Source organism: Bacillus sp. AFS002410, assembly GCF_002556365.1.
GTDB lineage: Bacteria > Bacillota > Bacilli > Bacillales > Bacillaceae_G > Gottfriedia.
The window spans coordinates 166,500-191,799 of the sequence record NZ_NUEU01000007.1 but is presented as its reverse complement, the minus strand read 5'-3'; the positions used below and the strand labels follow the sequence as shown (position 1 = coordinate 191,799).

The 25,300-nt window shown below is 32.0% G+C and carries 31 protein-coding genes and 2 pseudogenes; 13 read left to right on the top strand and 20 right to left on the bottom strand.

The genetic code is table 11. The features are described from left to right. Together CN692_RS06640 and CN692_RS06635 are read left to right on the top strand one after the other, a co-directional pair. Entirely contained in the window at positions 1–357 is a 357-nt protein-coding gene (locus CN692_RS06640) for a nuclear transport factor 2 family protein (protein ID WP_098118368.1), read from the top strand. A gap of 191 nt (positions 358–548) precedes the next feature. Continuing rightward, a complete protein-coding gene (locus CN692_RS06635; RefSeq protein WP_098118367.1) occupies positions 549–779 on the top strand; it encodes an excisionase family DNA-binding protein in 231 nt (76 codons plus the stop codon). A gap of 138 nt (positions 780–917) precedes the next feature. On the opposite strand, the gene CN692_RS26070 is transcribed toward CN692_RS06635, so the two are convergent. The 3 genes from CN692_RS26070 to CN692_RS26065 all read right to left on the bottom strand — a co-directional run bounded on the left by CN692_RS26070 (position 918) and on the right by CN692_RS26065 (position 1,701). After that, positions 918–1,073: a hypothetical protein gene (locus CN692_RS26070; RefSeq protein WP_179874381.1), complete on the bottom strand. Its 156-nt coding sequence runs from the start codon at positions 1,071–1,073 to the stop codon at positions 918–920. Next, positions 1,045–1,461 carry a hypothetical protein gene (locus CN692_RS06630; RefSeq protein ID WP_098118366.1) on the bottom strand — a complete coding sequence of 139 codons (417 nt, stop codon included), beginning with the start codon at positions 1,459–1,461 and terminating at the stop codon, positions 1,045–1,047. Before CN692_RS06630 ends, CN692_RS26070 begins: the two co-directional genes overlap by 29 nt. A gap of 78 nt (positions 1,462–1,539) precedes the next feature. Next, positions 1,540–1,701 carry a hypothetical protein gene (locus CN692_RS26065; protein WP_179865373.1) on the bottom strand — a complete coding sequence of 54 codons (162 nt, stop codon included), beginning with the start codon at positions 1,699–1,701 and terminating at the stop codon, positions 1,540–1,542. Positions 1,702–2,066: 365 nt separating this feature from the next. Here CN692_RS26065 and CN692_RS06625 point away from each other — a divergent pair, with 365 nt between their 5' ends. The 5 genes from CN692_RS06625 to CN692_RS06605 are packed head-to-tail and all read left to right on the top strand — an operon-like array spanning position 2,067 to position 6,381. Next, positions 2,067–2,567, top strand: a complete 501-nt coding sequence (locus CN692_RS06625) for a rhodanese-like domain-containing protein (protein ID WP_098118365.1) — start codon at positions 2,067–2,069, stop codon at positions 2,565–2,567. A gap of 46 nt (positions 2,568–2,613) precedes the next feature. Beyond that, positions 2,614–4,002 (top strand): aminotransferase class V-fold PLP-dependent enzyme, encoded by a 1,389-nt coding sequence (locus tag CN692_RS06620; protein WP_179874380.1) that lies wholly within the window; start codon positions 2,614–2,616, stop codon positions 4,000–4,002. A 33-nt stretch (positions 4,003–4,035) separates the two neighbouring features. Next, on the top strand, positions 4,036–4,707 hold the full coding sequence (locus CN692_RS06615) for a response regulator transcription factor (protein ID WP_098118363.1): 672 nt from the start codon (positions 4,036–4,038) through the stop codon (positions 4,705–4,707). Further along, positions 4,704–5,750, top strand: coding sequence for a sensor histidine kinase (locus CN692_RS06610; RefSeq protein WP_098118362.1), 1,047 nt, complete (start codon positions 4,704–4,706; stop codon positions 5,748–5,750). The genes CN692_RS06615 and CN692_RS06610 overlap by 4 nt, the downstream gene beginning before the upstream one ends. A gap of 13 nt (positions 5,751–5,763) precedes the next feature. Beyond that, positions 5,764–6,381 carry a DUF2306 domain-containing protein gene (locus CN692_RS06605; protein WP_098118361.1) on the top strand — a complete coding sequence of 206 codons (618 nt, stop codon included), beginning with the start codon at positions 5,764–5,766 and terminating at the stop codon, positions 6,379–6,381. 145 nt (positions 6,382–6,526) lie between these two features. Here the strand turns inward: CN692_RS06605 and CN692_RS06600 are convergent, their stop codons facing one another. Next, positions 6,527–7,426, bottom strand: coding sequence for an AraC family transcriptional regulator (locus CN692_RS06600; protein WP_098118360.1), 900 nt, complete (start codon positions 7,424–7,426; stop codon positions 6,527–6,529). Positions 7,427–7,722: 296 nt separating this feature from the next. Here CN692_RS06600 and CN692_RS06595 point away from each other — a divergent pair, with 296 nt between their 5' ends. Continuing rightward, a complete protein-coding gene (locus CN692_RS06595; RefSeq protein ID WP_098118359.1) occupies positions 7,723–8,574 on the top strand; it encodes an aldo/keto reductase in 852 nt (283 codons plus the stop codon). Between the two features lie 259 nt (positions 8,575–8,833). Here the strand turns inward: CN692_RS06595 and CN692_RS06590 are convergent, their stop codons facing one another. Further along, positions 8,834–9,085, bottom strand: coding sequence for an alpha/beta-type small acid-soluble spore protein (locus tag CN692_RS06590; protein ID WP_098118358.1), 252 nt, complete (start codon positions 9,083–9,085; stop codon positions 8,834–8,836). 130 nt (positions 9,086–9,215) lie between these two features. On the opposite strand from CN692_RS06590, the gene CN692_RS06585 reads away from it, so the two are divergent. The 3 genes from CN692_RS06585 to CN692_RS06575 all read left to right on the top strand — a co-directional run bounded on the left by CN692_RS06585 (position 9,216) and on the right by CN692_RS06575 (position 11,738). Next, positions 9,216–9,623 carry a cytosolic protein gene (locus CN692_RS06585; protein ID WP_098118357.1) on the top strand — a complete coding sequence of 136 codons (408 nt, stop codon included), beginning with the start codon at positions 9,216–9,218 and terminating at the stop codon, positions 9,621–9,623. Positions 9,624–10,003: 380 nt separating this feature from the next. After that, positions 10,004–10,870 (top strand): hypothetical protein, encoded by an 867-nt coding sequence (locus tag CN692_RS06580; RefSeq protein ID WP_179874379.1) that lies wholly within the window; start codon positions 10,004–10,006, stop codon positions 10,868–10,870. An 88-nt stretch (positions 10,871–10,958) separates the two neighbouring features. Continuing rightward, positions 10,959–11,738: an undecaprenyl-diphosphate phosphatase gene (locus CN692_RS06575; RefSeq protein ID WP_098118355.1), complete on the top strand. Its 780-nt coding sequence runs from the start codon at positions 10,959–10,961 to the stop codon at positions 11,736–11,738. 56 nt (positions 11,739–11,794) lie between these two features. Here CN692_RS06575 and CN692_RS06570 read toward each other — a convergent pair whose 3' ends face one another. The 3 genes from CN692_RS06570 to sleB form a co-directional block, all read right to left on the bottom strand. Then, on the bottom strand, positions 11,795–12,325 hold the full coding sequence (locus CN692_RS06570; RefSeq protein ID WP_098118354.1) for a hypothetical protein: 531 nt from the start codon (positions 12,323–12,325) through the stop codon (positions 11,795–11,797). A 198-nt stretch (positions 12,326–12,523) separates the two neighbouring features. Continuing rightward, the gene (ypeB, locus tag CN692_RS06565) at positions 12,524–13,843 is read right to left on the bottom strand and encodes a germination protein YpeB (RefSeq protein ID WP_098118353.1); all 1,320 of its coding nucleotides are present in this window, start codon (positions 13,841–13,843) and stop codon (positions 12,524–12,526) included. A gap of 6 nt (positions 13,844–13,849) precedes the next feature. Next, a complete protein-coding gene (sleB, locus tag CN692_RS06560) occupies positions 13,850–14,704 on the bottom strand; it encodes a spore cortex-lytic enzyme (RefSeq protein ID WP_098118352.1) in 855 nt (284 codons plus the stop codon). A gap of 161 nt (positions 14,705–14,865) precedes the next feature. Here sleB and CN692_RS06555 point away from each other — a divergent pair, with 161 nt between their 5' ends. Together CN692_RS06555 and CN692_RS06550 are read left to right on the top strand one after the other, a co-directional pair. Then, positions 14,866–15,207, top strand: coding sequence for a DUF3889 domain-containing protein (locus tag CN692_RS06555; protein ID WP_098118351.1), 342 nt, complete (start codon positions 14,866–14,868; stop codon positions 15,205–15,207). 1,053 nt (positions 15,208–16,260) lie between these two features. Further along, a complete protein-coding gene (locus CN692_RS06550) occupies positions 16,261–16,917 on the top strand; it encodes a phosphatase PAP2 family protein (protein WP_098118350.1) in 657 nt (218 codons plus the stop codon). Positions 16,918–17,072: 155 nt separating this feature from the next. Here CN692_RS06550 and CN692_RS26620 read toward each other — a convergent pair whose 3' ends face one another. The 12 genes and pseudogenes from CN692_RS26620 to CN692_RS06495 form a co-directional block, all read right to left on the bottom strand. After that, positions 17,073–17,207, bottom strand: a complete 135-nt coding sequence (locus tag CN692_RS26620) for a hypothetical protein (RefSeq protein ID WP_257143978.1) — start codon at positions 17,205–17,207, stop codon at positions 17,073–17,075. A gap of 48 nt (positions 17,208–17,255) precedes the next feature. Continuing rightward, positions 17,256–17,405 (bottom strand): annotated as a pseudogene (locus tag CN692_RS27120) (ATP-binding cassette domain-containing protein); the annotation flags it as partial. A 577-nt stretch (positions 17,406–17,982) separates the two neighbouring features. Continuing rightward, positions 17,983–18,843, bottom strand: coding sequence for a PIG-L deacetylase family protein (locus tag CN692_RS06540; RefSeq protein ID WP_098118348.1), 861 nt, complete (start codon positions 18,841–18,843; stop codon positions 17,983–17,985). Positions 18,844–18,969: 126 nt separating this feature from the next. Then, the gene (locus CN692_RS06535; RefSeq protein WP_098118347.1) at positions 18,970–20,049 is read right to left on the bottom strand and encodes a bifunctional glycosyltransferase family 2/GtrA family protein; all 1,080 of its coding nucleotides are present in this window, start codon (positions 20,047–20,049) and stop codon (positions 18,970–18,972) included. Between the two features lie 515 nt (positions 20,050–20,564). After that, complete coding sequence (locus CN692_RS06530) at positions 20,565–21,353, bottom strand: sulfite exporter TauE/SafE family protein (protein WP_098118346.1); 789 nt, start codon at positions 21,351–21,353, stop codon at positions 20,565–20,567. Positions 21,354–21,414: 61 nt separating this feature from the next. After that, the gene (locus CN692_RS06525) at positions 21,415–21,645 is read right to left on the bottom strand and encodes a sulfurtransferase TusA family protein (protein ID WP_098118345.1); all 231 of its coding nucleotides are present in this window, start codon (positions 21,643–21,645) and stop codon (positions 21,415–21,417) included. Positions 21,646–21,671: 26 nt separating this feature from the next. Then, a pseudogene (locus CN692_RS06520) lies at positions 21,672–22,848 on the bottom strand (MBL fold metallo-hydrolase). 20 nt (positions 22,849–22,868) lie between these two features. Further along, positions 22,869–23,444 (bottom strand): sulfurtransferase TusA family protein, encoded by a 576-nt coding sequence (locus CN692_RS06515; protein ID WP_098118343.1) that lies wholly within the window; start codon positions 23,442–23,444, stop codon positions 22,869–22,871. Between the two features lie 40 nt (positions 23,445–23,484). Beyond that, complete coding sequence (locus tag CN692_RS06510; protein WP_098118502.1) at positions 23,485–23,781, bottom strand: rhodanese-like domain-containing protein; 297 nt, start codon at positions 23,779–23,781, stop codon at positions 23,485–23,487. Between the two features lie 26 nt (positions 23,782–23,807). Next, the gene (locus CN692_RS06505; RefSeq protein ID WP_098118342.1) at positions 23,808–24,167 is read right to left on the bottom strand and encodes a rhodanese-like domain-containing protein; all 360 of its coding nucleotides are present in this window, start codon (positions 24,165–24,167) and stop codon (positions 23,808–23,810) included. A gap of 16 nt (positions 24,168–24,183) precedes the next feature. Beyond that, a complete protein-coding gene (locus tag CN692_RS06500) occupies positions 24,184–24,663 on the bottom strand; it encodes a DsrE/DsrF/DrsH-like family protein (RefSeq protein WP_098118341.1) in 480 nt (159 codons plus the stop codon). Positions 24,664–24,783: 120 nt separating this feature from the next. Continuing rightward, positions 24,784–25,044 (bottom strand): metal-sensitive transcriptional regulator, encoded by a 261-nt coding sequence (locus CN692_RS06495; RefSeq protein WP_098118340.1) that lies wholly within the window; start codon positions 25,042–25,044, stop codon positions 24,784–24,786. Between the last annotated feature and the right edge of the window lie 256 nt (positions 25,045–25,300).

Genomic DNA, 25,300 nt, shown 5'->3' with positions numbered 1-25,300 from the left:
ATGGAAAGTTTAAATTCTTTAAAAGATCATCTACGTATTTTGGAAGAAAATTTACTTAAACCTGAAATTCGTACATCTCACATTGAACTTAAAAAACTACTAGCCGATGAGTTTTTCGAATTCGGAAGTTCGGGAAAAGTTTTATATAAAGATGATCAATTAGAGAATGGCATTGGAATCGTTAAAATGAAGATGAGCGATTTTGAAATTCATCCATTATCAGACGAAATTACATTAGTTACTTACCGAATATTTAATGAACTAAAAAAACAGTATTCCTTACGTAGTTCCATTTGGAAATTTAAAGATGGTAGTTGGAAAATGTATTTCCATCAAGGTACACCAACAGATTTTTAAGATTACATGAAAAGGATAGATGAACAGGGAATATACCACCTTTCATCTATCCTTTTTATAATAATCATTTTTGTATTTAAACAGACAGATAGTTGTAGAATTATAGAGGCTTTAGCATATTCCATTAAGTTCTTATCTATCTCAAAATTTATGGTATGATAAATTCACTATGATTAGTTAAGGAGAACAAAATGTATTTAACAATTAAAGAAACAGCGGAATACTTAAATCTTGATGAATCGTATATTAAGCAATTAATTCAAGAACAAAAAATTAGAGTAGTCCACGATGGTGAACAATATTTAGTTTATAAAGAGCAATTTAACAACCACTTAGAACAAATGGAAAAAGCGAAGAAAATGATTGCAGATTATTATAACGAACCGATTCCCGAGGATCCAGATGTAAAGGATGAAGATTAATACAAAAACAGATTGTAAATTGAAAAAAAGGTGCAAGTTACTGAAATAAAGCTACTTGTTAACTTAGTAGATCATACTCCGTTAGTTAATCACTAATTTAAATATAAAAATGAAAAAGTTTCGGTATAAACCGAAACTTTAGTTTTTATTTATCAATTTCATAATCTTTTGGAAAACAGCGTCTGCTTCTCTACGAGTTCTAGCGTTATCTAAATCTCGTCGTAACTTATGATAAGTTAAAGCATCATTTCTGCCTAACTGTACTTTATTTTTGTTGATTGTCGGCGTCGCCATCGTTTTCTCCTCCAAATGATAATTTAGTTTGTTCTATTATATCTAACTGTTTATTGTAGTCTTGCTTTACTGCATTCAAATTTCGTTCTACCATCTTTTCTAGGTAGGTACTACCGCTGATACCAGCTAAAAACGAATACAAGATCGTTGTCCAAATTGAAGGTACGTTTGTTGTACTAGCAATGAGTCCAGATATCATCCCAGCAGCTCCACCTAAAATAATTTCTCGCCACGAACCAAATGAATATCTACTTCTATCGTCCTTATCTTTAAATGTATAAGGTCGTAAAAATCCTTCATCTCCCATAAGAGAGTTGATAAATCCACCCATCATTCCAATTATGATAGAAATGACGGTCCAAATAGTGTATTTTCCCAATTCTTCCATAAACTGTTACCTTTCATTTTTTTTATTTTAACATGCAATTAGAAAAATTAGGAATAAAAAAAACAGTAAATATTTAAATTACTGTTTTTTTTCATTTATTTTTTCTAGTAACGATTTTGCTTTTAAAAAGTGAACTTCGGCTTCTTTTTTGTTCCTAGCAGAATTTATTTTATTTCTATGTTTTGTATATTCTCTCGCTTCTTCTAAAGACATTAAATCAGTGATTTTTTTTGCGCTCATATTGACCTCCAACTTTACTTAACTACTATAAATTAAGTTGAACATGATAGTTATCTTTACAAAAGATATATGTATGTACAAATTGAATAGACTAAAAATTTCTATATTTACTATTATGCTTACGAAATAGCGATTATAAACAATTGACGATTCTAATCATCCACTTCTTGTTTTACAAGGTCTATGGATTTAAATGAGATGGTAAGAATTATCAATATGTTTTCTATATCTCAAATCCTAAAAAATCTTAATTTTGTTTAAACTGAGTTTAAAAAAGTCGACTATTATAATTTCTATACGAAGAACAGTGTTTATTTAAAATAGCGCTGATTCATCTACTTTAGTGATTATAAAGGGGCTAAATAATGTTTATAAATTTAACATTTGATGAGTTACAAACAAAGCTAAATAAAAATGAAAGCTTAAAGATTATCGATATTCGATCACCTAAAAGCTTTGAGCGTGGTCACATAAAAGGTGCAATTAATTTCCCTTATCCAATGTGGTCGACATTACCAAAAGTCTCGCCGGAAGAAGAAGTAGTGATTATTTGTTATGTTGGCATCGCTGGGGGAAAATCTGCAGAGCGTTTATCACTATCACATGAAAAAGTATATAACTTTAAAGGTGGAATGGCGCAGTGGAAAGGTGAAATTGAATCTGAGCAGTTTGGTAGCAAGTGGGATTCTGAGAGAATATATCATTTAATTTTAGGCTGTTTACTGTTGTTGTCATTACCATTTTCATTGCTAAATACTTGGGTTGGTATAGGTTACTCATTGTTTATTGCATTAGTAGTAATTATTTTTGGAATCACGAATGTTAATCTGATTAAAAGATTGATCCGCTCCTATGGTTTTAAGTAATACACACATTAATCTAACTAAGAAATGTGATGAAAAGAGGAGCGTAATGAGAAATTTAGGAGAAAATCCAACCTTATTAAAACAGCAAAAAAAACTGAGGAACTTAATTATCGGAGTTGATGAAAAGATTCCTTTAGAAAATGGTCGATCTATTAAGGGAATTTATTTTGATAACGCCGCTACTACAGCACCATTTAAAAGCGTTTTAAAAGCAATTCAAGAATTTGCACCATGGTATTCATCTGTTGGACGTGGAAAAGGCTATAAATCAGTACGTTCAACGGAAATAATCGAACGCACGCGTCTAAATGTATTAAATTTTGTCGGTGGAAAAGCAGATCAACATACAGTTATCTTCACGAAAAATAGCACAGAGTCAATGAATCTACTTTCTCATATATTGCATCAATCAACTATTAAACGTTATATTTTACTATCAGAGATGGAACATATTTCGAATGACTTACCTTGGCGTGAATACTTTGAGGTTGAATACATTACTGTTAATCATGATGGTCAAATCAGTTTAGAAGATTTAAAAGTTAAACTTAAGGCATTAAAAGGTCAAGTCGCACTAGTCTCAATCACAGGGGCATCAAATGTCACTGGTTGTATTAATCCGATTTACGAAGCGGCTGAACTAACGCATCGATTCGGTGCGAAAATACATATCGATGCTGCTCAATTCATTCCACATGAATCGATTCAAATGGTGCGACTGAACGAAATGGAGAATATTGACTTTCTTTCATTTACAGGACATAAACTATATGCTCCGTTTGGAACTGCTGTATTAATTGGTGCAATTGAAGAATTTAAGGATGCAAAGCCCCTACAAAAAGGAGGAGGCACAACTCAAGTTGCTATAAAATCATTTGTTCAATGGAATAAGGCACCTGAAAGATTTGAAGGTGGTACACCTAATGTAATGGGAATTGTCGCTTTAAATGCAGCTATTCGAACATTGCAACAAAATAATATGGAAATGATAATTGAATATGAGAAGCACTTAATCAATTATGCCATCGTTCAACTTCGAACAATTGACGGTTTAAAATTATTCTGTGCTTTAAACAATAATCTTCCACAAGTGAGTGTATTTTCGTTTACAATTGATGGGTTACATCACCAAGATATTGCACACATCTTAGCTAGAGAGTTTGGTATTTCAGTCAGAAGTGGTTTTTTCTGTGCCTATTCCTATGTACAAAAACTCTTACAAATTAGTGATGAAATGATTGATGAAGTAAGAAAAGATACTAGTATTCCTTCCCCTGGTTTAGTTCGAATTAGTTTGAGTTTTTACAATACATTTGCTGAGGTTAATCAATTAGTAGAAGCCATACAACTGATCACATGTAATAAGGAGTACTATACGAAGAAATATGAGAATGAACCAAAAGGTATTTGTGGAATACAGTCATATAAACTATGAACTAAAACATTTATAAAGTGAGGTGAATTCGTAATGGCGACAATATTAGTAGTAGATGATGATGCTTCAATTCGAGAATTTGTTTCCCTCTTTTTACAGCAAGAATTCTTTTTAGTAAAAGAAGCCTCCGATGGACAAGAAGCATTGGAAATTGCTGAAGAACATGAGATTGATCTGGCAATTATTGATATTATGCTCCCGAAAGTTGACGGCTGGGAGCTTTGTAAGGAGTTCCGAAAGTTATATGATTTCCCCATTTTAATGCTAACAGCAAAAGGAGAAACAGTTCAAAAGATAAAAGGATTTAATCTTGGTGCAGATGACTATATGGTTAAGCCATTTGAACCTCTTGAACTATTAGTCCGATTAAAAGCATTACTTAGAAGATATCAAATTAACCAATCTCAAACTGTACAAATAGGTGAGTTTTGGATGGATAAAAACACCTTTAAAGTGGCGTTAGAAAAGAATTCTTATGATTTGCCGCTAAAAGAATTTAATTTACTTTATAAATTAGCAGAAGCACCAGGTCGAACGTTTACGAGAGAACAATTAATTGATTCTATTTGGGGTATTCACTTTTCTGGTAATGATCGCACATTAGATGTTCATATTAATCGACTTCGAGAACGGTTTAAAGAACAAACTTACTTTCAAATTAAAACAATTCGCGGCCTTGGGTATCGATTAGAGGTATTAAAATGAGAAAAAAATTATGGAAGCATATAATTTTAGGGTTGATTTCATTTCTATTAGTCGGTATTTTAGTTGGCTATGTACCTTATACATTGACGTCTTATTTATTCGAATTATGGGGTTTTAAGTTATCAGATTGGGTTGTATCAACAATAAACGGAATTCTTGGTTTTTTAATTGCTATTATCGTAATGAGTTTACTATTTATTTTTCTGCGACCAAAGCGAGATCGATATCTAAAGCCAATTGTTGAAAGTATGAAACTAATTGGCAATGGTGAATTTGATCAAGCACATCTAAATGAGAAGACCATTAAAGGATATTCCATGCAATTTTTATCAAGAAATGTTAATCAAATGGCAGAGGAGCTTACATTAAGAGAAAAATTGAATCAAGAGTTCATATCGAATGTTTCGCATGAAATACAGTCTCCACTCACTGCCATAAAGGGATTTACACATATGCTAAGAAATCCTCAACTAACAACAACAGAGCGGAATCATTATATCGATATTATCGAAAAAGAAAGCAATCGCCTTTCTAATTTAAGCAAAAATATGCAAAAGCTGTCTTGGTTAGAAGAAATGAATACAGGTATAAAGAAGCAGAATTTCCGCTTAGATCAGCAAATTAGAGAAGTTGTACTAACGATGGAATACCAATGGAGTCAAAAAGACATTGAATTATCAGTTCAACTCGAAGAAGTTCAATACATCGGGAACGAAGAATTGTTAAGTCAAGTTTGGATGAATTTACTCGACAATGCAATTAAATTTACACAAAAAAATGGACAATTCCATCTTGAATTAAAAAAAACACAAAGAGAAATCGTTGTGAAAATAACAGACAACGGAATCGGTATGGCTGAAGAAGAACAACTACGCATTTTTGAACGATTTTATAAAAGCGACCGCTCACGAAATCGCCAGAAAAAAGGGAGCGGACTAGGATTATCAATCGTCCAAAAAATCGTCGAATTACATAACGGAAAAATAGTTGTCTCAAGTATACCTAGTGAAGGAACGACTTTTACGGTCACTCTTTCAATTTGAGGAGAAGTAACAAATGAAAAATAGAAGATGGATCGTCATTAGTTTATCGGTTCTTGCTGTGATGTGGATGATGCATACAGTTACTAAAAATTTTATAGTCGATCCAAATTTCACATCAATCCTTAAGTTTAAGGAAGTAAAGTTCCCGAGTCTAAACTTATGGATCATTATGATTCGATTGCATATTATCTTATCAATTATTGCTTTAATTACCGGTCCAATAGGGCTTTCAAAAAGGATTAGAATGAAGCAACCAGTAATACATCGGTGGAATGGCCGAATATACGTAGGAGTGATTCTATTCAATATCATCCCAGGCTATTACGTATCGTTTTATGCTAATGGCGGCGTATGGAGTATTACTGGATTCATACTCTTAAATACACTTTGGATATTGACGACAATCACTAGTTACCGTTTTATTCGAAAAGGTCGAGTTTCACAACATCGAAAGTGGATATTAAGAAGCTTTTTTTTAACATTTGCGAATTTAACAATTCATTTAGTATTAGCGACTTTTTACTACGTAGTCGGTCTTCAATACGCTTTATCATATACAATTGCGGTTTGGATGTCTTTTATTTTTAATTTACTAATGGCTGAACTCATTATTAGGAAATCGAACGTTTAAGTCAACTAAGTTCATTAATTACTATTTCAACATAATGGCAGTTTAGTTTAAGTGCGATTTTTCACAAACTTAATTTTTACTACTGTCTATTTTTTTTTTGATTAAAAACGAAGTGCATTATTCCTTATAGGAGTAATGCACTTTTTTACAAATATGTGGCTTTTAAGCGGTTAATATCTTCTTTTGGTGGTAATCCAAACAACCTAGAATACTCACGACTAAATTGAGAAGGACTCTCGTAGCCTACACGGATGGCTGCATCAATTGCATCTGTTGACTCAGATAATAATATGCGACGAGCTTCCTGTAATCTTAGTTGTTTTTGGAATTGAATTGGGCTCATTGCTGTTACTTCCTTAAAGTGTCTATGAAGCGAAGAAACGCTCATATTTGCAATTTCTGCAAGGTCTTCAATACGAAAAGACTGGTTATAATAATTCATGATACGGTCAACAACGTCACTGATTTGATTTGTTGAACTACCTTCTATAGCTATTTGTCCGAGAGTTAATCCATGCTGACCCTGTAAAAGTCTATAAATGATTTCCTTCGTAATAAGAGGCGCGAGTACAGGTATATCTTTTGGAGTATTAAGCAAGCGCGTTAATCTAGTTACAGCGTCCAATAAAGATAACTCTATTCGGCTAACATACATGCCTCTTTTAGTATTATCTTTATGAAAAGTAAGTTCCGTATCCTTTAATACCTCCAAGATTTGATTCGGGGTAAACTCGAGTTTAATTGCCAAATATGGATTTTCTAAAGAAGCTTCTGTGACTATCCCAGTAATTGGCAAGTTAACAGAGGCAATTAGGTAATCTGCAGGACTGTATACATAATGCTCTTGTGCCAATACAACTTCTTTTTTACCTTGAACGATAATACATAAGGATGGTTTGTAGATCCCATAATTCGGTCCAGTAACATTAGAATATCTAGAGAAAACTAAAGTAGGAATAGAAGTCGGGTGAGATCCATCCTGTTCTAATTGACTCTCTATAAGTTGAATAAGTTCAGCTTGATGTTTATAGATTTGATCAGACATAAAAACCTCCTAGATTCCTATCATTTTTAGTTCCATTTTAATATAAATTGCTCTGAAATATAAGTGACTTGAGAGGAATATGCAATCATTTGATATGAATTGGATAACGGTATCGTATTCATTTATTGCATAATAAGAGTACAAAAACAAAATGCATAACAATAAATTCTTAAGCGGTTATTTGTTTTTTAGCTCCTAAATCATCTGGAAGTAATAAACTTTAATTTATATATAATCGCAATAATTTAAAAAGTAAGTAGTATGTTCCAATTTATTAAAAATCAGGAGGAATTTATATGCAAAAAGTAAAATTAAACAATGGTGTTGAAATGCCTATTTTAGGTTTTGGTGTTTTTCAAATTCAAGATGAAAACGAGTGTGAACAAGCCGTTTATGATGCAATTATGGCAGGTTACCGACTGATTGATACCGCTGCCTCCTATTTAAATGAAGAAGCAGTAGGAAGAGCAATAAAGCGCAGTGGTGTATCAAGAGAAGAATTATTTATTACTACAAAACTTTGGGTCCAAGATACAGGGTATGAACGAACTAAGCAAGCATTTGAAAAATCACTGGAAAGATTGCAACTTGATTATTTAGATTTATATTTAATCCATCAACCATTTGGTGATGTATATGGTTCTTGGCGCGCCATGGAAGAACTGTACCGTGAAGGTAAAATTAGGGCGATTGGAGTTAGTAACTTTTATCCAGACCGTCTGACTGATTTTATTATTCATAATGAAGTTGTTCCTGCTGTAAACCAAGTTGAAACGCATCCTTTCTGTCAGCAAATTGATAGTCATAACCTTATGAAAGAAAACAATGTTCAGATAGAATCATGGGGACCTTTTGCTGAAGGGAAAAATAATATGTTTCAAAATGAAGTATTAGCATCAATTGCTAAAATGCACAATAAATCAGTAGCACAGGTTATCTTGCGATGGTTAACACAAAGAGGAGTTGTTGCAATACCTAAGTCAGTACGTAAGGACAGAATCATTGAAAACTTTAATATCTTCGACTTCGAGTTAAGCCAAAATGAAATGGAGAAAATTTCTGCACTAGATACAAATGAAAGTTTATTCTTTTCTCACAGAGATCCTGAAATGGTAAAATGGATCGGCACACGTAAACTAAGTATTTAAAGCTTTCTAAAATATGAATTTTTTTCTGAACTTTAATATTTTGCTTTCAAAAACTGCTTAAAAGGATACCATTTTTATTTTGGTATCCTTTTTTATTTTGATTAGTATCTTTAAGACTAATTAATGTTCTAAATAATTTGATGCACGTTTACCATTTGGAAAAGTCTAATGGTGCAACTAATGGTTGAATTTAGGAAAGTTAAACAATATTCTATGGGGGAAGTACAAAATATAAATACTAGTAATAACCCCCGTTACATCAACTTTTATTCAAATTCTCCTGAGCCATCCTTACTAATTCTTTCACCATATTCCCACCAATACGTCCACCAACTTTACCATTTTGATGGGAAGTCAAATTTCCATTGTATCCTTTTGTTAACGGAACACCAACTTCCTCAGCTGCTTCGAATTTTGCATCTTCAGGGTTAGAAGTATTCATTACTTTTGCTTTTAGTGCGTCCATTGCTTTTCTAGATTCAGGAACTAAGATTTTATTTTTTCTACTCATCAAACTCACTCCTTTTATTGTAGATTTTCCTTTTATTCATTTTTTTAATTATGGAAATAATTGCTATAAAATAGGGAATGTTACATAATGAAGTCATGCGTTTATTAATACATATAAAAGGAGTTTTAAAATGAAATCATTTAATGTTACGTTTCACAAAGAAGATAATGTCGATAATATGTTAATCCAAAAGCTGAATGATGAAGAGTACCATAAATCTACAGAAGGAGGAACTAGACATTTATTTGAAATTGATACAAATATCGGATTTTTCGTATTTTTAGATTCTGAAGATAATGATGGAAATGTATCGCATTTAGTTCTGCAATATAATGAGGAAGATGAAGATCCAGTTGCTTGCTATTCATTTGCAATGAAGGATTACTATGAGTTTATGGCTTTATACTTAAATGATTTAGAATTTATTGATGAAACAGCTGAAGAAGATGAAGTTGAATTAGATGCATCAAGTTCAATTCATCATTTAGTACATCTATTATTCCATGTAATTGAAGAAGGGGAAGACTTAGAGGTATAATTTTCCATTTTTATGTATATTCTTCCAAAAATACCCGGGTTTATAAAATCTAAATTGCATTTTTATGCAAAAACTGGTAATTTTACTTTTTTAAAAAAATCCATTTACTAATGAAAAACTCTTGATATTTTTATCAAGAGTTTTTTTATACATTAAGAAAGAGCGGAGAAGAAACCATCAATGTAGTTTCCATTTTTAGGAATTAAGAATAAGTGCAACTATCCTTCTGACTTCTCCTAAAGCTCGCCAATCGGCGAGTTTTTTTATTTATAGATTCTATGTTATCTATCATAAATAGATTTCGATTCAATAAAATGTTACAAGGGCAATTATGAGAGCTAGATTTGTAAAAATCTAAAGTAGAATAGGAGTCGAACATATTGAACATACCTCAGTCTGTATTTATTCATGAAATTGGACCTCGTATTAATTTTCAATATGGATCACGATTATCGATTGAGCAAAAATTGCAATGGATTAGCCGTCTAATTGATAGTGGATTAAATCACATTGAAGTAACTACGTTAATGCATTCTGCAAATAAACAACAATTTAATGAAGCTACTGAGTTAGCTTTGAAGTTAAAAAGAGAAAATAACTTAAAATACGGCGTCTTAATTCCAAATAAGCGAAGTCTAACAAGAGCATTTGTAGTAGATGCAGATGAAATCAATTTTTTTATAGCTTTAAATGAAACCGTTAATTTAAACGTAAATAAATGTTCTATTAAACAATCACTAAATGATATAAAAAAGATGACATCAGTAACGAAAGATTATGAAAAAAAGACTCGTGTTTATCTATCGACGACATTTAGTTCTCCATATGAAAGTGTTAGTCATCAAAAAGCAATTGAATTAGCATCACAATTAGTAGATGATGGAGTGGATGAAGTAGCATTTGTTGATTCAGGTGGCATGGCAACACCGTATAAAGTTAAGTTGTTTTTAGAAGATTTACTAGTGAAAATACCTAAAGAGCGTTGTTCAATGCAATTTTATAATACTACTGGATGTGCCATTTCGAATATTTTCACGACTCTCTCTTATGGTGTTCAGCGGTTTGTGACAGCAAATGGTGGGTTCGGTGGATGTATTCCATCTGAAGACTTAATTTCATTTTTACATAAGCTTGAGATTGGGACTGGTGTAAATGAATTAAAACTACTTGCCGCTACAAATTATATTTCTGCTCAGCAAATAGAAGAAGTATCAAGTAATTTATTACAAACTAAAAAGCATCTATAATGAGATGCTTTTTTATTTTTATAATTTGGACAAGAATTGAATTATTTTTGCATATAATTTACTAATTTGAATGAAAGGAGTATTGATTATGACTGGTTTTGAAGCAATTATTTTAGGCATCATTCAAGGGCTAACTGAATTTCTACCGATTAGTAGTACAGGCCACTTATATCTTGGTAGACATTTATTTGGATTAGATGAAGCAGGTCTATTATTAGATACTTTAATGCATATTGGGACTTTATTAGCTGTGTTTGTATTTTACAGTAAAGAATGGAAAAGTTTAATAAAAAAACCATTTTCAAAATTAACTTTATTATTATTTGTAGGAACTTTACCCGCTGTTTTTGTAGGATTATTATTTAAAGATTTTTTCGATAAAATTTCCGTTTCAGGGAAAACAATTGGCTGGGAGTTTATCTTTACAGGAATAGTTTTATTTATTGCAGATAAAAGACAAAAAGGGAAGAAGACGATGGAGGAGCTAACTTGGGTTGATGCGCTATTTATTGGCTCATTTCAAGCACTTGCTATTTTCCCAGCGGTGTCTCGTTCAGGGTTAACGATCGCAGCAGCCTTATTCAAAGGCATGGAACGAAAAAGCGCTGCTTATTTTTCCTTCTTACTATCAACTCCTGCAATTTTAGGTGGAATTGTCTTTCAGGGGAAAGATTTATTAGGTGGAAATGCCGAACAAATCGCGTTTTTTCCTTTATTCCTCGGAACATTAGCTTCAGCATTATTCGGTTATTTAGCTATTAGTTGGATGATTAACTTATTAAAAAAGCAATCGCTTAATATATTTGGTTATTATGTAGTTTTTTTAGGGGTTAGTATCGTCGTACTTCAATATTTAAAGATATTTTAATTTGATAAATCGATACATAAAAGAGCAGATAATTCTGCTCCTTTATGTATTAACCGTTAAAAGTGCGTACCTCTATATATGTGCTTTTTATCGTCATCTAAATAGTGACTAATGTACTCAAGATTTGATTTGTTTAAAACTCGATGGCCTTCTTTTGTAATAGCAATCGCACCAACTTCATTTACTAAACAACCGCTGTTACGTATACGCTGTATTTCTTCGCCAATTTCATTAATCATGACCTTAGCAAATTCCTTCCTTAATTCATGATCCGTATTAACGATGATATTTGCTAAATACAGATAGACAGATTTATTTTTTTCATATGGAAGAATAAAGTGACATAAATTTAATTCATCCAATTTACTGTCAAGAAGCTGTTCAAATTCATTTTTATGTATAGGAAAAAAAGCTAAAAACCCTTGGATTTCTTGATTGTGTTCCAATACTCTATAGATTTGCGAGTTCTTGCTCCAAGCTTTTTCTACGAATGGTTTCGTTACTTGCCATTCTTCAGGATATATTGAATCCATTTCTAATAATCGATCAAAATCTTCCGGTGTTGCAAAACGTACTTTAATTGACATTCTTACACCACTTCTCCTTTAATTAATTGTTAGTAACAAATGACTCTCCTTAATAGTAAGTCCTCAAGCTAATTCTCGTCGAGAGTGTTTTTTGTAGAAGCGTGTAATATCCAAAAAATATTTGCTACTCTATTACTACATAAATTTAGAAATAGAAAAAAGCACAGAAGGGGAATCCTGTGCTTTTTTTGACTGTTCTTATAGTTTTTTAACTTTTTCTTCATTACCATTCATTGCATTAATATAAATATCATACGTATCGTGATTATACGTACCTAAAAATTCATAAGTAAGAATTTCTTTATTAAAATCACTTAGTATGATTGCTAAACGTTCTTCTTCAACTTTTACATTTTTATTAAGCTTTGCTCTTGCTTGCTCTAAAGTGAGCTTTGGCGTTGGAATCTTACGTACATGGTTAGATGTTATATAGTTTTTTGCATTAAATCCGATAATTTGCCCGTTATCTAATGCAACTTTTAATTGTAATGCTTCTGGATAAATACGCACATTATCTACAGATTTTACGTATTGAAGTACTCCAACTGCATCATATTGGGTACTATCGTATAATTCCATGTTTTTATAGTTTTTGGAATTCAAATATGTTAAGCCTTTTTTCACTGCATCATCCAAACTGATTTGCTGTTTACTAATTGGTCGATTTGTCATGAAAAAGATCGGTAAACCAGCAGTTTGAGTTATTTGCATATAAGTATCAGCGGTTGGGTTAGAATGATTCATCGTTACCGCATAAAAAGGTTCAAATTTATTACCATTACTTCTAGTGACTTGAATTTTACTAACATTTTTAAGCGGAACAAAATCTTGTGCGATTTTTTCTGCTTCATTTTTATCAATTTTTTTCCCTGTAAGTTTCCTTAAGCCTTTAGATGCTTCTTGACCATTCGTAAAAGTAGGACCAAAATCTTGATCAGTTGTTGCTTTTACTTGTTCAATATGTTTAAATCCATCCACGATACTATTATCGCGAGGACCTTTTCTTTCTTCAGACATTTGACCAACATCAATCCAACTTAAGTTTTTATTCATGATATTTGTTTGCACATTACGTAATCCATCTTGAACTTTTTCTGCAGTTGAATACATATTTTTTAATGAAGTAAATTCTTTATCCGTCAAAGGTTCCTTATTTAAGTCGCGAACCGCTGTTTTATAGCTAAAATTTCCAACCCCAGTTAAAAAGGCTTGCGTTTTGTCAAAAGGCACAAATTTTAAAGGAAGCTGTGCAATATCTGACTTTGATTGAATCGAAATTCTCCACACATCTGCTAATGCAGGGGAGAGGGAAGACCTAGAATTCATTGCTAATGTTGTACCGATTTTATCATGTAATAAATCCATGTCGAATGTTAATTCGTTGAAAGCTCTTTGGTAATTATTTTCTGCTTTTAAATTCATTTCATTCAATTGCTGATGTTGCGTATATCCATAATACCCAGAACCGATTAGAGCGGCTCCTAACACACCAGCAACGATCCAACTACCTTTCATAATTACACCTCATTTACAGAATATATGTTGGCCAATTGTAATGATAATAGGGCGACCACGAATCCATTGATTTGTTGCTGTTTTAGGATTGTAATAGTAAATACATCCAGTTGTCGGATCCCAACCGTTTATCGCATCAATTACTGCTTTTTTAGCTTGAGCGTTTGGCGTTAAATTGATTTGACCGTCTGCTACTGCAGTAAACGCACCTGGTTGATAAATAACACCAGATATTGAGTTAGGAAAAGAAGCGTTCGTTAAACGGTTTAAAATAACTGCTGCCACAGCAACTTGACCAATATATGGCTCACCACGAGATTCACCATACACAGCATTTGCAATTAATTTTATATCGTTATCTGTATACCCATTTGGAGCATTTGCAATCGGTTTATCATTTGGTTTTGAATTCGAATTATTTGGTTTATTTGTATTAGGTTTATTATTATTTGAGTTATTATTATTTGAATTATTGTTGTTTGAATTGTTGTTATTTGAGTTATTATTATTTGCTGTGTTATTTGAAGTAGTACCTTTATAATTTTTTGTTGCTTTTGTTAGCATTTCTTTTAATTTTGTACCCGCGATTCCATCAACCTTCATACCAAATTCCTTTTGAAAATTACGTAAAGCCCAATATGTGTTCCAACCAAAAACTCCATCAGCTTTATCGTCTAGAAATCCAATAAAGATAAGCCGTTCTTGAAGTTCCTTAACGTCCTGACCTGTCGATCCACGACTTAGAACTTGACTACTAAATGCATCAACTTGCTTTTTTGGCAAATACGAATTTACCATAAGCAGTGAAAGGCATATTACACAAAAAATAATTAGTGCAGTTTTAAAGTAAAATTTTCTTTGCAAAATAAATCCTCCTTAATTCATTTACCATTAGGTTTACTATTTGTAAAAAATTTCTTTTTATTAACAAAAAGCGTAAAAACTGATATAAATTGCACAAACAATACACGGATAGACAGAGTGGAGTGGTCAAATAGTAAGGTTAGAAGCAAAAAGGAGGGCATATGAAAAAAATTTATAAAGTCATTTTCATTTTCTCATTCTTACTTTGTATTTTTAGCAATCTAGACATCGCTACTGCACAACAACATGTATATGAACCTCCATATGCAAAATGGGGGAAAATCGCAGTAGAAAAAACAATACAAAAATACCCACAAGCGGATGTAATAGACTATTTGCACATAGGTAGAGAACAAAAATCACTAACCAACTCAATCGAAAAGTTCAAACTTTGGTTACGATTAAAAAATGGAAGCAGAGAATTTGGCGTTTTTGTTAATGTTGAATTCGAAACGAGGACTGAGAAATTTATTGGCATCAGCTATACTGAAACAGATCGATAAACAATGAAAAAACATCACTAAACAATAAGTGATGTTTTTTTAATGTGTAGAGATACATGTGATTAAATTCACAAATAAAAAAATAAATATTTGAGAGGAAGATCAAATTAGTGTAAGAAATCGAAAAATTAATTTGAATTATGAATAATTAATGAAATGAATTTGTATGTAGAAAAAACTAATGAATGAATGAAATTAGAACTGAATTAATTTAATTTGTTAAAGATTTTTATAAACTCAATTACTGTAAATTTTCATATGAAATTATTAATAATTAGATAATGGAATTTTTTTATGATTTAACTAAAAATAAATAAGAAATTTTAGTGATTATAAATTGAAATCAATAATTTAATTTAATTTAATGATGTATTTTATCTCAATTTTTTCATTTCATCTCAAAACTATAAGAATACTTGTGAATTGAGATGAAGTTTAGTGTTTTTACCTCAACTTCCTATAATATATATTATGTAAACTAGAATTAAATTTGAAATTAAGAACTACATTTTACCGTTGCTACTCCTCTATCGCTGTTGAACCAATAAATGTGCCAACACAAATCTGTTTACTAGATGAGACTTTGCGACATAACTCTGTTTACTTAATGATCAGTTTTTACACAAATCCATTTACTTACGGCTTTTTTGCGACACAAATCCGTTAACTCGCTTGTTTGACATTTTATATAAAAAAAGCAAGTAGTTTACTTGCTTTAAATAATGACCAACTATATCACACGACAATTTCGATTTATTAAATTTACCTATGCAGTTTATATATGAAATTTGTTTGTTTTGAAGTTTGTTAAGATCTACATATACGTTCTGAAGTAGCTTTAACGGATTAAATGGTATATTGTTAAAGTAAGTAATTTCATTGTTTTAAGCATTAATATCACTAAAACTTCCTTTCAATGTAAGATTGCGAATACAATGTCTATGCTGTTTCAATTGAATTTTTCGCAACTTACCAGCAATACTTTTATAAATGGCTTTTTGCTCTTTATAGATTTCATTAATTTCAACTTTGATAATTTTGAGGTATTTTTAAATGAATTTAAAGTATTTTTTGTCGATTGCTTTTTTAATTAGTCTTTTATCACTTTTAGGTTTTGGATTCATGGCATTACTAGTGAGCAATCATAGTATATATCATTTTGACAGTACAGTTATTAACTTTATACAAGGACTTGAATCACCTGTAATGACATCTTTTATGAAAGTATTCACTTTTTTAGGTTCAAGTATATTTATTATTGTACTTTCTATTGGTATCCTATATTTTTTTTATAAAGTCTTAGATCACCGTTCTGAACTAATATTATTTATTGCTGCTCTTATTGGCTCAAATATTCTTTGTACTTTATTAAAACTCTTCTTTCATAGGGCGAGACCTGATTTACACCGTTTAATTGAAATAAGTGGATATAGTTTTCCAAGTGGGCATGCAACTAACGCTATGACAGTTTATGGAATCTTAGCATTTATATTGTGGAGAAATATTCGTACAAAATTTGGGCGTTCTCTATTGATAATAATAAGTTTAATAATGATTCTTTTAATTGTCATAAGCAGAATTTATTTAGGCGTTCATTTTCCAAGCGATGTAATTGCTGGTTACTTTACTGGGGGATTTTGGATTAGTACTGCAATCTGGTTTTATCAGCGTTATAAAGAAAAGCAATTTGAACAAAAACAATGCGCTTGATGGTTTTATTACTTATTGTAAAAAAGGTGTTCGGCTTGATGATGGAATCCTTTCATACTCCAAATGAAAAAGAGGATAATCATTTAATGATCATCCTCTTTTTATTGTTCAACAAAAGATCTTTATAAAGACCAATTTAAATTTAAAATTTCTTGTCATTTATTCTCACGCTTGGATTCAATTTTTCCGTCTCGCATGATAATCATATGGTCTGCGATATTTGCGATGATTGGAATGTGTGTCACAATTACCGTTGTTGTCTGCAACTTTCCATTCAGGTCGATCATCAATTTTAAGATCTCCTTACTTGTATGCTCATCGAGTGCACTCGTCGGCTCGTCACAAAACAGGACGTCTGGCTTCTTTGCTAGGGCACGGGCAATAGCTACACGCTGCTGCTGACCACGTGATAGTTCCAAAACGGAACTATCACGATTATCTTCTAACCCAACAAGACGAATCATTTCAAGGACATGTGTCTCTTGTATGGAATTTTTAACATCGCTCCCACTTTCACATTTTGTGTGACATTCAAATTTTCCAATAAATTATATGATTGAAAATAAATCCAAAATGTGCTTTACGTAGTTCAGCTAGTTGATTTGTATCTATACCGTTTACGGAAGTGGCATTGAAAACATATTCACCATGATCCAGGGAATCCAGACCTGCTAATTCATTTAGTAGAGTCGTTTTACCACTTCCTGAAGCAACCTAAATCACGATAATTTCTCCGCGTTTCACTTTGAGACTCACTTCATCAAAGGCACGGACTGTCTCAGTACCTTGCTGATAGTACTTTACTCCACCTACCAAATTCAATAAAGTCATTATCTCACCACCAATGCTTCATTGATACGTAACTCTTGATTGACGTTCTTTAACTCTAGAATTGTCATCAACAGGTCAATTCCCATTTGTTTTTTCTACTTTCCAATATTGTCTTTTCAAATTGCCTCATATCAAATAAGTCTAACCATGAAAAAAGCTCCCGAAATCAACTTTGGGAGCTTTACTAAACAACAATTTTTCATGTCAATTTTACAAACAACAAAACCTAATGCATTAATTCTTTTCAGCCAAATAAAAATACTCTCGATCTAGCACCTTAAAATAAATCCAATAAGGAATCTGCCGATGCCCTGGAAGCAATGCATCTACAGCCTGCTGCTGCGTTTTGTAGCCCTTTGCTAACTCATCTATCTGCTTACCATAGGCTTTAACAATCACAGCATTAGTTGGTGTCGGTGGCCTTTGATTCTCACTAAGCGGATATTTTTCTCGAAGTTTCTTTCCAAACTTCGAAAGACTATCCCAGACTTTCGAGGGCAATGTCACCATGTATAATCTTTTAGCAGAAAAAGAAGAATCGTCCTTATATTCACGAAACACTTCTCGAACCATTTTTGCCGCAAAAATATGATCTGGGTGCCCATAATATCCCACAACATCATCGTAAGTGAGAATCGTCGTAGGTTTATATTTTTTTATTTGTTGATAAATATAATTTTTCAACTCGATTGGATTGACTTCAGAAAGCTTGGAATCTGGGAATTTTGCTTGAACAAGTGTTACGCCTAACGTTTTTGCTGCAAGCTCTCCTTCTTTCTCGCGTGCTTTTCCGAGCTCATCTTTCGAGACTACACCACCTGTTTTTCCTGCTTCTCCTTCCGTCAAAACAACCAACGTTACCTTAGCGTTTTCTTCGTGAATCTCCCGAAAAACTTCTCCAGAAACGGTAATCTCGTCATCTGGATGCGGAAAAATTAGCATCATTCGTTTTGGTGAATCTTTCGGAAGCAGAGAATTTGTAACAACTGCTTTTTTATCTAAAATTAGGTTATGTACGAATCCGAGTCCGATAGTCAGTATTATTAAAATAGTGAACAACACAATAAAGATTCGTCTAAAGAAATTGTTTAGCATATAACAGTTACCTTTCTTTCGATTTTGAAAAACTAATTCAGCGCATTTTTCCAAAGAAATAAGCGAATCGGTCTAGCTTGATTCGCCTAATTCATAAAAGTTCTAATCATAGTATTCTGACTAATTTTACGCTTTGCTAACTTTTTGACTTTTCTTTGATTTTTCAAATACCCACTCGTTTTGAATTTTGAAACTACTGAAAGAAAGCAATAAGTCCACAACAATTTTTAATATACTCGCTCCGCCGTGGAAGGCATCTTGTAGGAATGTAACACCATACGCTGAAATGATCATTTGAATCCCTGATAAAATATAGTAGCGTATGACAGACCTTGCAGAAGAATGTTTAAAAACAGTTTTTGCATTTAATATGTAATTAACGACTGATGAAATGACGCGTGAGATAATGCCAGCCCATAACACAGCCGCGCTTGTGCCAATCCTATGTTCTAATAAAAAAATAAATAGCACAAATAACCCATAGTCAACGACAAAAGAAATTAGAGACGATGATAAAAACTTAAAGAACACAAAATAAATTTTGATTGAATCCACAAGAGGATTAAAATGTGAACTGCTGTTTTTATCTAAATAAATTGTATCAATCGTTGTCTCCTTGATGTCAATCCCCTGCTGTTTACAGCCCAGGAGCATATTCAACTCATATTCAAATCTCGCACCAGACAAATTAAGTAAAAATTTCATATATGAAACGGGAATTCCACGTAAGCCCGTTTGTGTATCTGTAATAGACAAACCTGTTAGATATTTAAAAATTGAGCGAGTTAGAGTGTTTCCAAATCGACTACGGAACGGTATGTTTTCTTCTGAAAAATTTCGCACTCCTAAGATTAAATTATCTGGCGATGCCATTAAAGCTTTTGCCACTTGATTAATATCCTTCGGTGTATGCTGTCCGTCACAGTCTGCTGTCACAAGACCAGCCGAATTCGAGAAATTTTTTAAAAAATATGAAATCCCTGTCTTAAGAGCCATCCCTTTTCCTAGGTTTTGCGGGTGCTCAAGGACGGTACAACGGTCTACTTGTCGTAAATTCTGAAAAATCCCATTGTACTTGGCATCACTACCATCGTTAACGACTATAATATGTGGGTTAAATTTAAGTTTCAATTCTTTAATCAAATTGATCAATCGATCATCTGGACTAAGAGCTGGTATTAAAATAACGGGAAATTGATACTGCATGTGATTCGCGTCCTCTCAATCATTTCCAATAACAATTCTAGTATCTCACACATTTTTACTGAATTGAACATTAATTTTATATTTTAAATAAGTTTATCCAATCGCAAAGTATATAATTAAAAATTTAATGGGTATAAATAAATCGATAAATATTTGTGGCACATGAAAGTTTTGGTGTCTTGATTTTGTATCTCTTTATTAAAAGCAATTTTGCTTGCTACTCAATGTTATTTATTTCGATCGAATCCAGTAGTAACAATGCTCATTTCATTCATTATATTAAAATGAATTGTAGAGTATTTACTAATATCATTATTGGCCCTAATACCGCAGATGCCACTTTAACTGACGTATTATTTGTTCTTTGTAGATAATCTTTCATACAAAAAGCACATAAAAATAGGATTACCTATACAATAAACATACTTCAATTACCAGTTTCTAAAGTATAAATGGAAGAAAAGAAAAAAAGATCTTCTAAAATTTCTTAGAAGATCTTTTTTTCGATTTTTCACTTAAATCCATGTTTCTAAAATAGTAATCCAAATTTTTATAGCTGTTATCCCAATTAATACAGCAAGAATTTTTTGTAACATTTTTACATTCATTTTTTTCCCTATTTTTGCTCCTAAAGGTGAAGCGACTACACTTGCAAGCACAATTATAATCGTTGGTATTATATCTACCTGACTAGTTGTAACCTTCCCAATCGTTACTCCTATAGATGAAATTAACGTAATCGCAAGTGATGATGCGATTGTTACACGTGTTGGAAGTTTTAATATTGTCAACATAATTGGAACTAATAAAAATGCTCCTCCAGCACCAACTACACCAGCACTTACTCCAACAATGAATGCTAATGAACCGGCAATCCATTTATTAAAAGTAAGTTTTTTTTCAATATTAATATCAATTTCCTTTTTTGGTACAAACATTAACACAACAGCAATTAATGCTAGGAAACCATAAACTAAATTAATGCCTTCTTCAGAAAGTAGGTTTGAACCAAATCCTCCTATAAAACTCCCTAGTAATACGCTAGTTCCCATATATAAAATTATTGTTTTATTTAGATATCCACTTTTACGATAACTTAAAACGCCACCAATCGTAGCAAAAAAAACTTGAATAGCAACTATTCCTGATACTTGATGCGCTGTAAAAGGTGAAAAACCTAATAAGGACGGAAAATATAGTAGCATAGGAAAGTTAATGATGGCTCCACCAATTCCAACCATACCTGAAATGAAGGATCCGATAAACCCAATTAGTAGTAATAAAAGAATAAAAGTCCACTCCATTTTTATAACCTCCTAAATAGAGAAAGAAAGGCGCATTTATCTATGCGCCATGGTATTTATTTTAATTACTCTTTTTAATCCAAAATTTAAAAATATCATTATCCTCTTCATATTTTAATAACTCATGGCCTCCAGATGTTGCCCATGCTGAAAGATCATTTTTCGCTCCTTTATCAGTAGCATGAATTTCTAATACTTCACCAAATTCAATTTCATTCATCGCCTTTTTTGTTTTTACGATTGGCATGGGACAAGCTAACCCTTTTGCATCTAATACTTTTGTAATTTTCATTTTCTATATCCTCCTAAAATTTATTATTATCGAACTGCACAACGATTTGGTCCAATTTCCATTTCACGTTGTTTCTCAACATTCGGAGTAATTTTCCCCATATTCGTTTCACGAATTTCTTGATATGCGTTTGGTTGTGGTGGTAAGTTTTCCGTCACAATTTTTCTAAATTCATTTTCATCAGCAATATTTAAACCGTGATTATTTGCAAACAATGTACCTAATTTTTGTGATACACTTCCATCATCATTTAGCTCATCAATAATCATAAAGTGAGCAGGAAGTACAATTAATTCTTCTGATAATTCTCTATATCGTTTATATAAGCTTTCTCTTAAATCACCAACCCAATCTTCAGCCATTCCAGCTAAATCAGGACGCCCAATTGAATCAATGAATAAAATATCTCCTGATAATAAGAACTTTTCATCAACTACAAATGAAGTAGAACCTATTGTATGACCTGGTGAGTAAATTGCATGGATGTTGATTGATGTATTACCAATCATCACATTGCTACCACCTTCTAATGGTGAGTATTCGAATGTTACTTCTGTTGCATCTTTTGGCGGTAGCCAATATGTTGCATTTGTATTTTCTGCAATAACACGTCCACCTGAGATGTGATCCGCATGTAGATGAGTATCAAATACGTGTGTAATTTTTACACCTTTGTTTTTAGCAAAATTTAGATATACATCAGCCATTCTTGTTGAGTCAATAATAGCTGCCTCTCCATTTGAGATAACCATATATGAAAGACATCCTTTACCGATTCGAACAAACTGATAAATTTCACCACCATCATTTAAGTCCCCAATTTTTACAGGCTCTAAATACTCACTCCACTCCTTCATACCACCCTTTAAATATGAAACAGTTAAACCTGCGTCTGATAGCATCTCTGCAACCATAATTGATGAGCCTTCTTTTGCACATACAACTAAAACATCTTTATTAGAAGGAATTTTACCCAAAATTTCATCAACACCATCTAGTAAATCAAAGTATGGTACGTTTAAATAGTCAAAATTCTCTCCTTCAACTTTCCAGTCTTGAAAATCTGTTTCGTTTCGCACATCTAAAATAAATAGTTCTTCCTTATTAAATATTTTTTTTGTAACTTCTTTTGCAGTCATTGTATTTACAGTCATTCCAATACCCCCTATGGTATATTTTTAATTTAAAAAAATTTAAATGCATCTAATTTTTACAACGATTAATTAATTTGAAATTGAATTTGTCTCACCAGTCCACTGACTCATACCTGGTACCACATTCGAAACATTTGAAAAACCTTTTTCTGTTAACTTTTGTGCTGCAAGATCACTACGGCTTCCAGTTCGACAAATAACATAAATTTCAGTTTCTTTCTTTAATTCATCTAATCTTTCATCTAATTCACCTAACGGAATTGAAATAGCATTATGAATATGATTAAAAGCATATTCCGCTACTTCTCTTACATCTAATATAATCATGTTTTCATTGTTTTTTAATTTCTTATCTAATTCTTCATTTGTTACAACAATTGGATGCTGCTTTTCATTTGTTTCAGAACTTGATGACTTTCTTAAATAATGCTTTAGAATTTCCCCTTCTTCAATTGTACCTAGATATTGATGTCCTGTACTTTCAGCCCATGCTTTTAAATCGGCCTTTGACCCTTTATCTGTTGCTTGAATTTCTAATATAAAACCCTCCTCAAGCTGATTCATCGCTTTTTTTGTCTTTACGATCGGCATTGGGCATGCTAATCCTTTTGCATCTAAAAACATATTTACTTTAATATTCATCATTTAACCTCCTGGATTTAATAAAACTATATTGTGTAAATACTTATTCCACTTTTCCTTCCCAAGAAAGCATTCCACCAGCCATATTAATTACTTTATAACCATAACTCTCAAGTAATTCAGTAGCACGACCACTTCGTCCACCAGAACGACAAACCATGATATATTCTTTTGATTTATCTAATTCATTCATACGAAACTCAATTAAACCTAAAGGCATGTTAACCGTACCAGGAATTTTCCCTGTTTTTACTTCATCTACTTCTCGAACATCGATTAAGTTTAAATCACTTTTCTCATTTAATAATAATTCAAGATCTTTTGCAGTCATTTCTTTCATTGTTATTCCCTCCATAATGTAATGATTTATTTCCAAAGACTCATGCCACCTTTTACATTCGTAACTTGTTTAAACCCTTGTTTTTTAAGTTTTTTGCTTGCTTTACTGCTTCTCATACCACTTTGACAGATCAATACAACTTCTTTTTCCTTTGAAAGTCCAGTTAGTTTTTCATCTAATTCATGTAGGGGTATGTTCTTAAATCCGCGAATACTTTTTGCACGATACTCAGCTGTTGTTCGTACATCGATAAATTGTTTATTTTTATCATTTAATTCTTTTCTTAACTCAGTAGTAGAAATTTGTCTAATCCCTTTTACGGGAAGAACACTTCTTACGAAAAATATGAATAAAAGACTTGGGATGATATATTTCAAATATTCCATCTAATTACCACCTTTTTTAAATAAATAAATTCACATTTCCTTCTTCTGCATCAGCCAAATAAGCTGCAACACCAGCATACTCGATATTATCTAACAGTTCTTTTTGTTGTAGCCCTAACAAATCCATCGTCATCGTACATGCCACTAACTTAACTTCTTGTTCCTGCGCCATTTCAATTAATTGAGGAAGAGATAGCGCATTATGCTTTTTCATTGCATTTTTAATTAGCTTTGGTCCAAATCCAGAAAAATTCATTTTAGAAAGACCCATTTTATCTGCACCTCTTGGCATCATTTTACTGAACATCTTTTCCAAGAAGCCTTTTTCTACAGCAATATTCTCATCGTTACGTAAAGCATTTAATCCCCAAAAAGTATGGAAAATTGTTACCTCGTGATCATATGCAACTGCACCATTTGCAATAATATAAGCTGCCATAGCCTTATCATAATCTCCACTAAATAATACAATTGTTGTTTTTTTCTTTGCTGACATTTGATTTCCTCCAAATCACTTTATACCCATAGGGGTATTATATTTGTCAAAAAATATACCTATACCCCTATGGGTATATAATTTTCTAAAAAAATTTAGTCAATCTATTTATTTTTATCTTTATCTACTGTTCACTAGCATGTTGACTGCATCTGTAATAACTTCTTTCGACTTATGATCATTTTTTTCTGATTCTAGAACACATTCAACTAAGTTAGAACTTACTATTACTCCAACCGTACGATCGACTGCAGAGCGAATAGCTGATAATTGAGTTACGACTTCTTTACAGTCTTTATTTTCTTCCATCATCTTCAATATTCCTCGTATTTGACCTTCAATTCGTTTAATTCTATTTTTCATCTTATCGTCATATCTCATATAATTCCTCCTTTCCTACATTTTGAATTACTTACAATCACATGAAGTCAATGAATAACCTATAATTTTAAAACCTTGTTTACTAAGAAATCGAATACTTAAATTTTTTTCAAGTTTATTTGAAGCGACAATATGAATTTCAATATTTGAAATATCTTCATATGATCTTTTTAAATAGCCGATAGGAATATTCAAAGCATTTTTAATAGGCATTTTATTAGACTCATTATAATCTCTTACATCTATAATTTGAGTT

Coding starts and splice junctions, on each gene's coding strand:
- CN692_RS06575 (WP_098118355.1), top strand. CDS start 10,959: ATGACTGGTTTTGAAGCAATTATTTTAGGCATCATTCAAGGGCTAACT.
- CN692_RS06640 (WP_098118368.1), top strand. CDS start 1: ATGGAAAGTTTAAATTCTTTAAAAGATCATCTACGTATTTTGGAAGAA.
- CN692_RS26070 (WP_179874381.1), bottom strand. CDS start 1,073: ATGGCGACGCCGACAATCAACAAAAATAAAGTACAGTTAGGCAGAAAT.
- CN692_RS06600 (WP_098118360.1), bottom strand. CDS start 7,426: ATGTCTGATCAAATCTATAAACATCAAGCTGAACTTATTCAACTTATA.
- CN692_RS06555 (WP_098118351.1), top strand. CDS start 14,866: ATGAAAAAAATTTATAAAGTCATTTTCATTTTCTCATTCTTACTTTGT.
- CN692_RS06620 (WP_179874380.1), top strand. CDS start 2,614: ATGAGAAATTTAGGAGAAAATCCAACCTTATTAAAACAGCAAAAAAAA.
- CN692_RS06495 (WP_098118340.1), bottom strand. CDS start 25,044: ATGAGATATGACGATAAGATGAAAAATAGAATTAAACGAATTGAAGGT.
- CN692_RS06525 (WP_098118345.1), bottom strand. CDS start 21,645: ATGAAAATTACAAAAGTATTAGATGCAAAAGGGTTAGCTTGTCCCATG.
- CN692_RS06625 (WP_098118365.1), top strand. CDS start 2,067: ATGTTTATAAATTTAACATTTGATGAGTTACAAACAAAGCTAAATAAA.
- CN692_RS06530 (WP_098118346.1), bottom strand. CDS start 21,353: ATGGAGTGGACTTTTATTCTTTTATTACTACTAATTGGGTTTATCGGA.
- CN692_RS06595 (WP_098118359.1), top strand. CDS start 7,723: ATGCAAAAAGTAAAATTAAACAATGGTGTTGAAATGCCTATTTTAGGT.
- CN692_RS06585 (WP_098118357.1), top strand. CDS start 9,216: ATGAAATCATTTAATGTTACGTTTCACAAAGAAGATAATGTCGATAAT.
- CN692_RS26065 (WP_179865373.1), bottom strand. CDS start 1,701: ATGAGCGCAAAAAAAATCACTGATTTAATGTCTTTAGAAGAAGCGAGA.
- CN692_RS06590 (WP_098118358.1), bottom strand. CDS start 9,085: ATGAGTAGAAAAAATAAAATCTTAGTTCCTGAATCTAGAAAAGCAATG.
- CN692_RS06510 (WP_098118502.1), bottom strand. CDS start 23,781: ATGAAAGAAATGACTGCAAAAGATCTTGAATTATTATTAAATGAGAAA.
- CN692_RS06615 (WP_098118363.1), top strand. CDS start 4,036: ATGGCGACAATATTAGTAGTAGATGATGATGCTTCAATTCGAGAATTT.
- CN692_RS06540 (WP_098118348.1), bottom strand. CDS start 18,843: ATGCTAAACAATTTCTTTAGACGAATCTTTATTGTGTTGTTCACTATT.
- CN692_RS06535 (WP_098118347.1), bottom strand. CDS start 20,049: ATGCAGTATCAATTTCCCGTTATTTTAATACCAGCTCTTAGTCCAGAT.
- CN692_RS06605 (WP_098118361.1), top strand. CDS start 5,764: ATGAAAAATAGAAGATGGATCGTCATTAGTTTATCGGTTCTTGCTGTG.
- CN692_RS06515 (WP_098118343.1), bottom strand. CDS start 23,444: ATGATGAATATTAAAGTAAATATGTTTTTAGATGCAAAAGGATTAGCA.
- CN692_RS06635 (WP_098118367.1), top strand. CDS start 549: ATGTATTTAACAATTAAAGAAACAGCGGAATACTTAAATCTTGATGAA.
- CN692_RS06610 (WP_098118362.1), top strand. CDS start 4,704: ATGAGAAAAAAATTATGGAAGCATATAATTTTAGGGTTGATTTCATTT.
- CN692_RS06505 (WP_098118342.1), bottom strand. CDS start 24,167: ATGGAATATTTGAAATATATCATCCCAAGTCTTTTATTCATATTTTTC.
- CN692_RS06500 (WP_098118341.1), bottom strand. CDS start 24,663: ATGTCAGCAAAGAAAAAAACAACAATTGTATTATTTAGTGGAGATTAT.
- CN692_RS06630 (WP_098118366.1), bottom strand. CDS start 1,461: ATGGAAGAATTGGGAAAATACACTATTTGGACCGTCATTTCTATCATA.
- CN692_RS06550 (WP_098118350.1), top strand. CDS start 16,261: ATGAATTTAAAGTATTTTTTGTCGATTGCTTTTTTAATTAGTCTTTTA.
- CN692_RS06570 (WP_098118354.1), bottom strand. CDS start 12,325: ATGTCAATTAAAGTACGTTTTGCAACACCGGAAGATTTTGATCGATTA.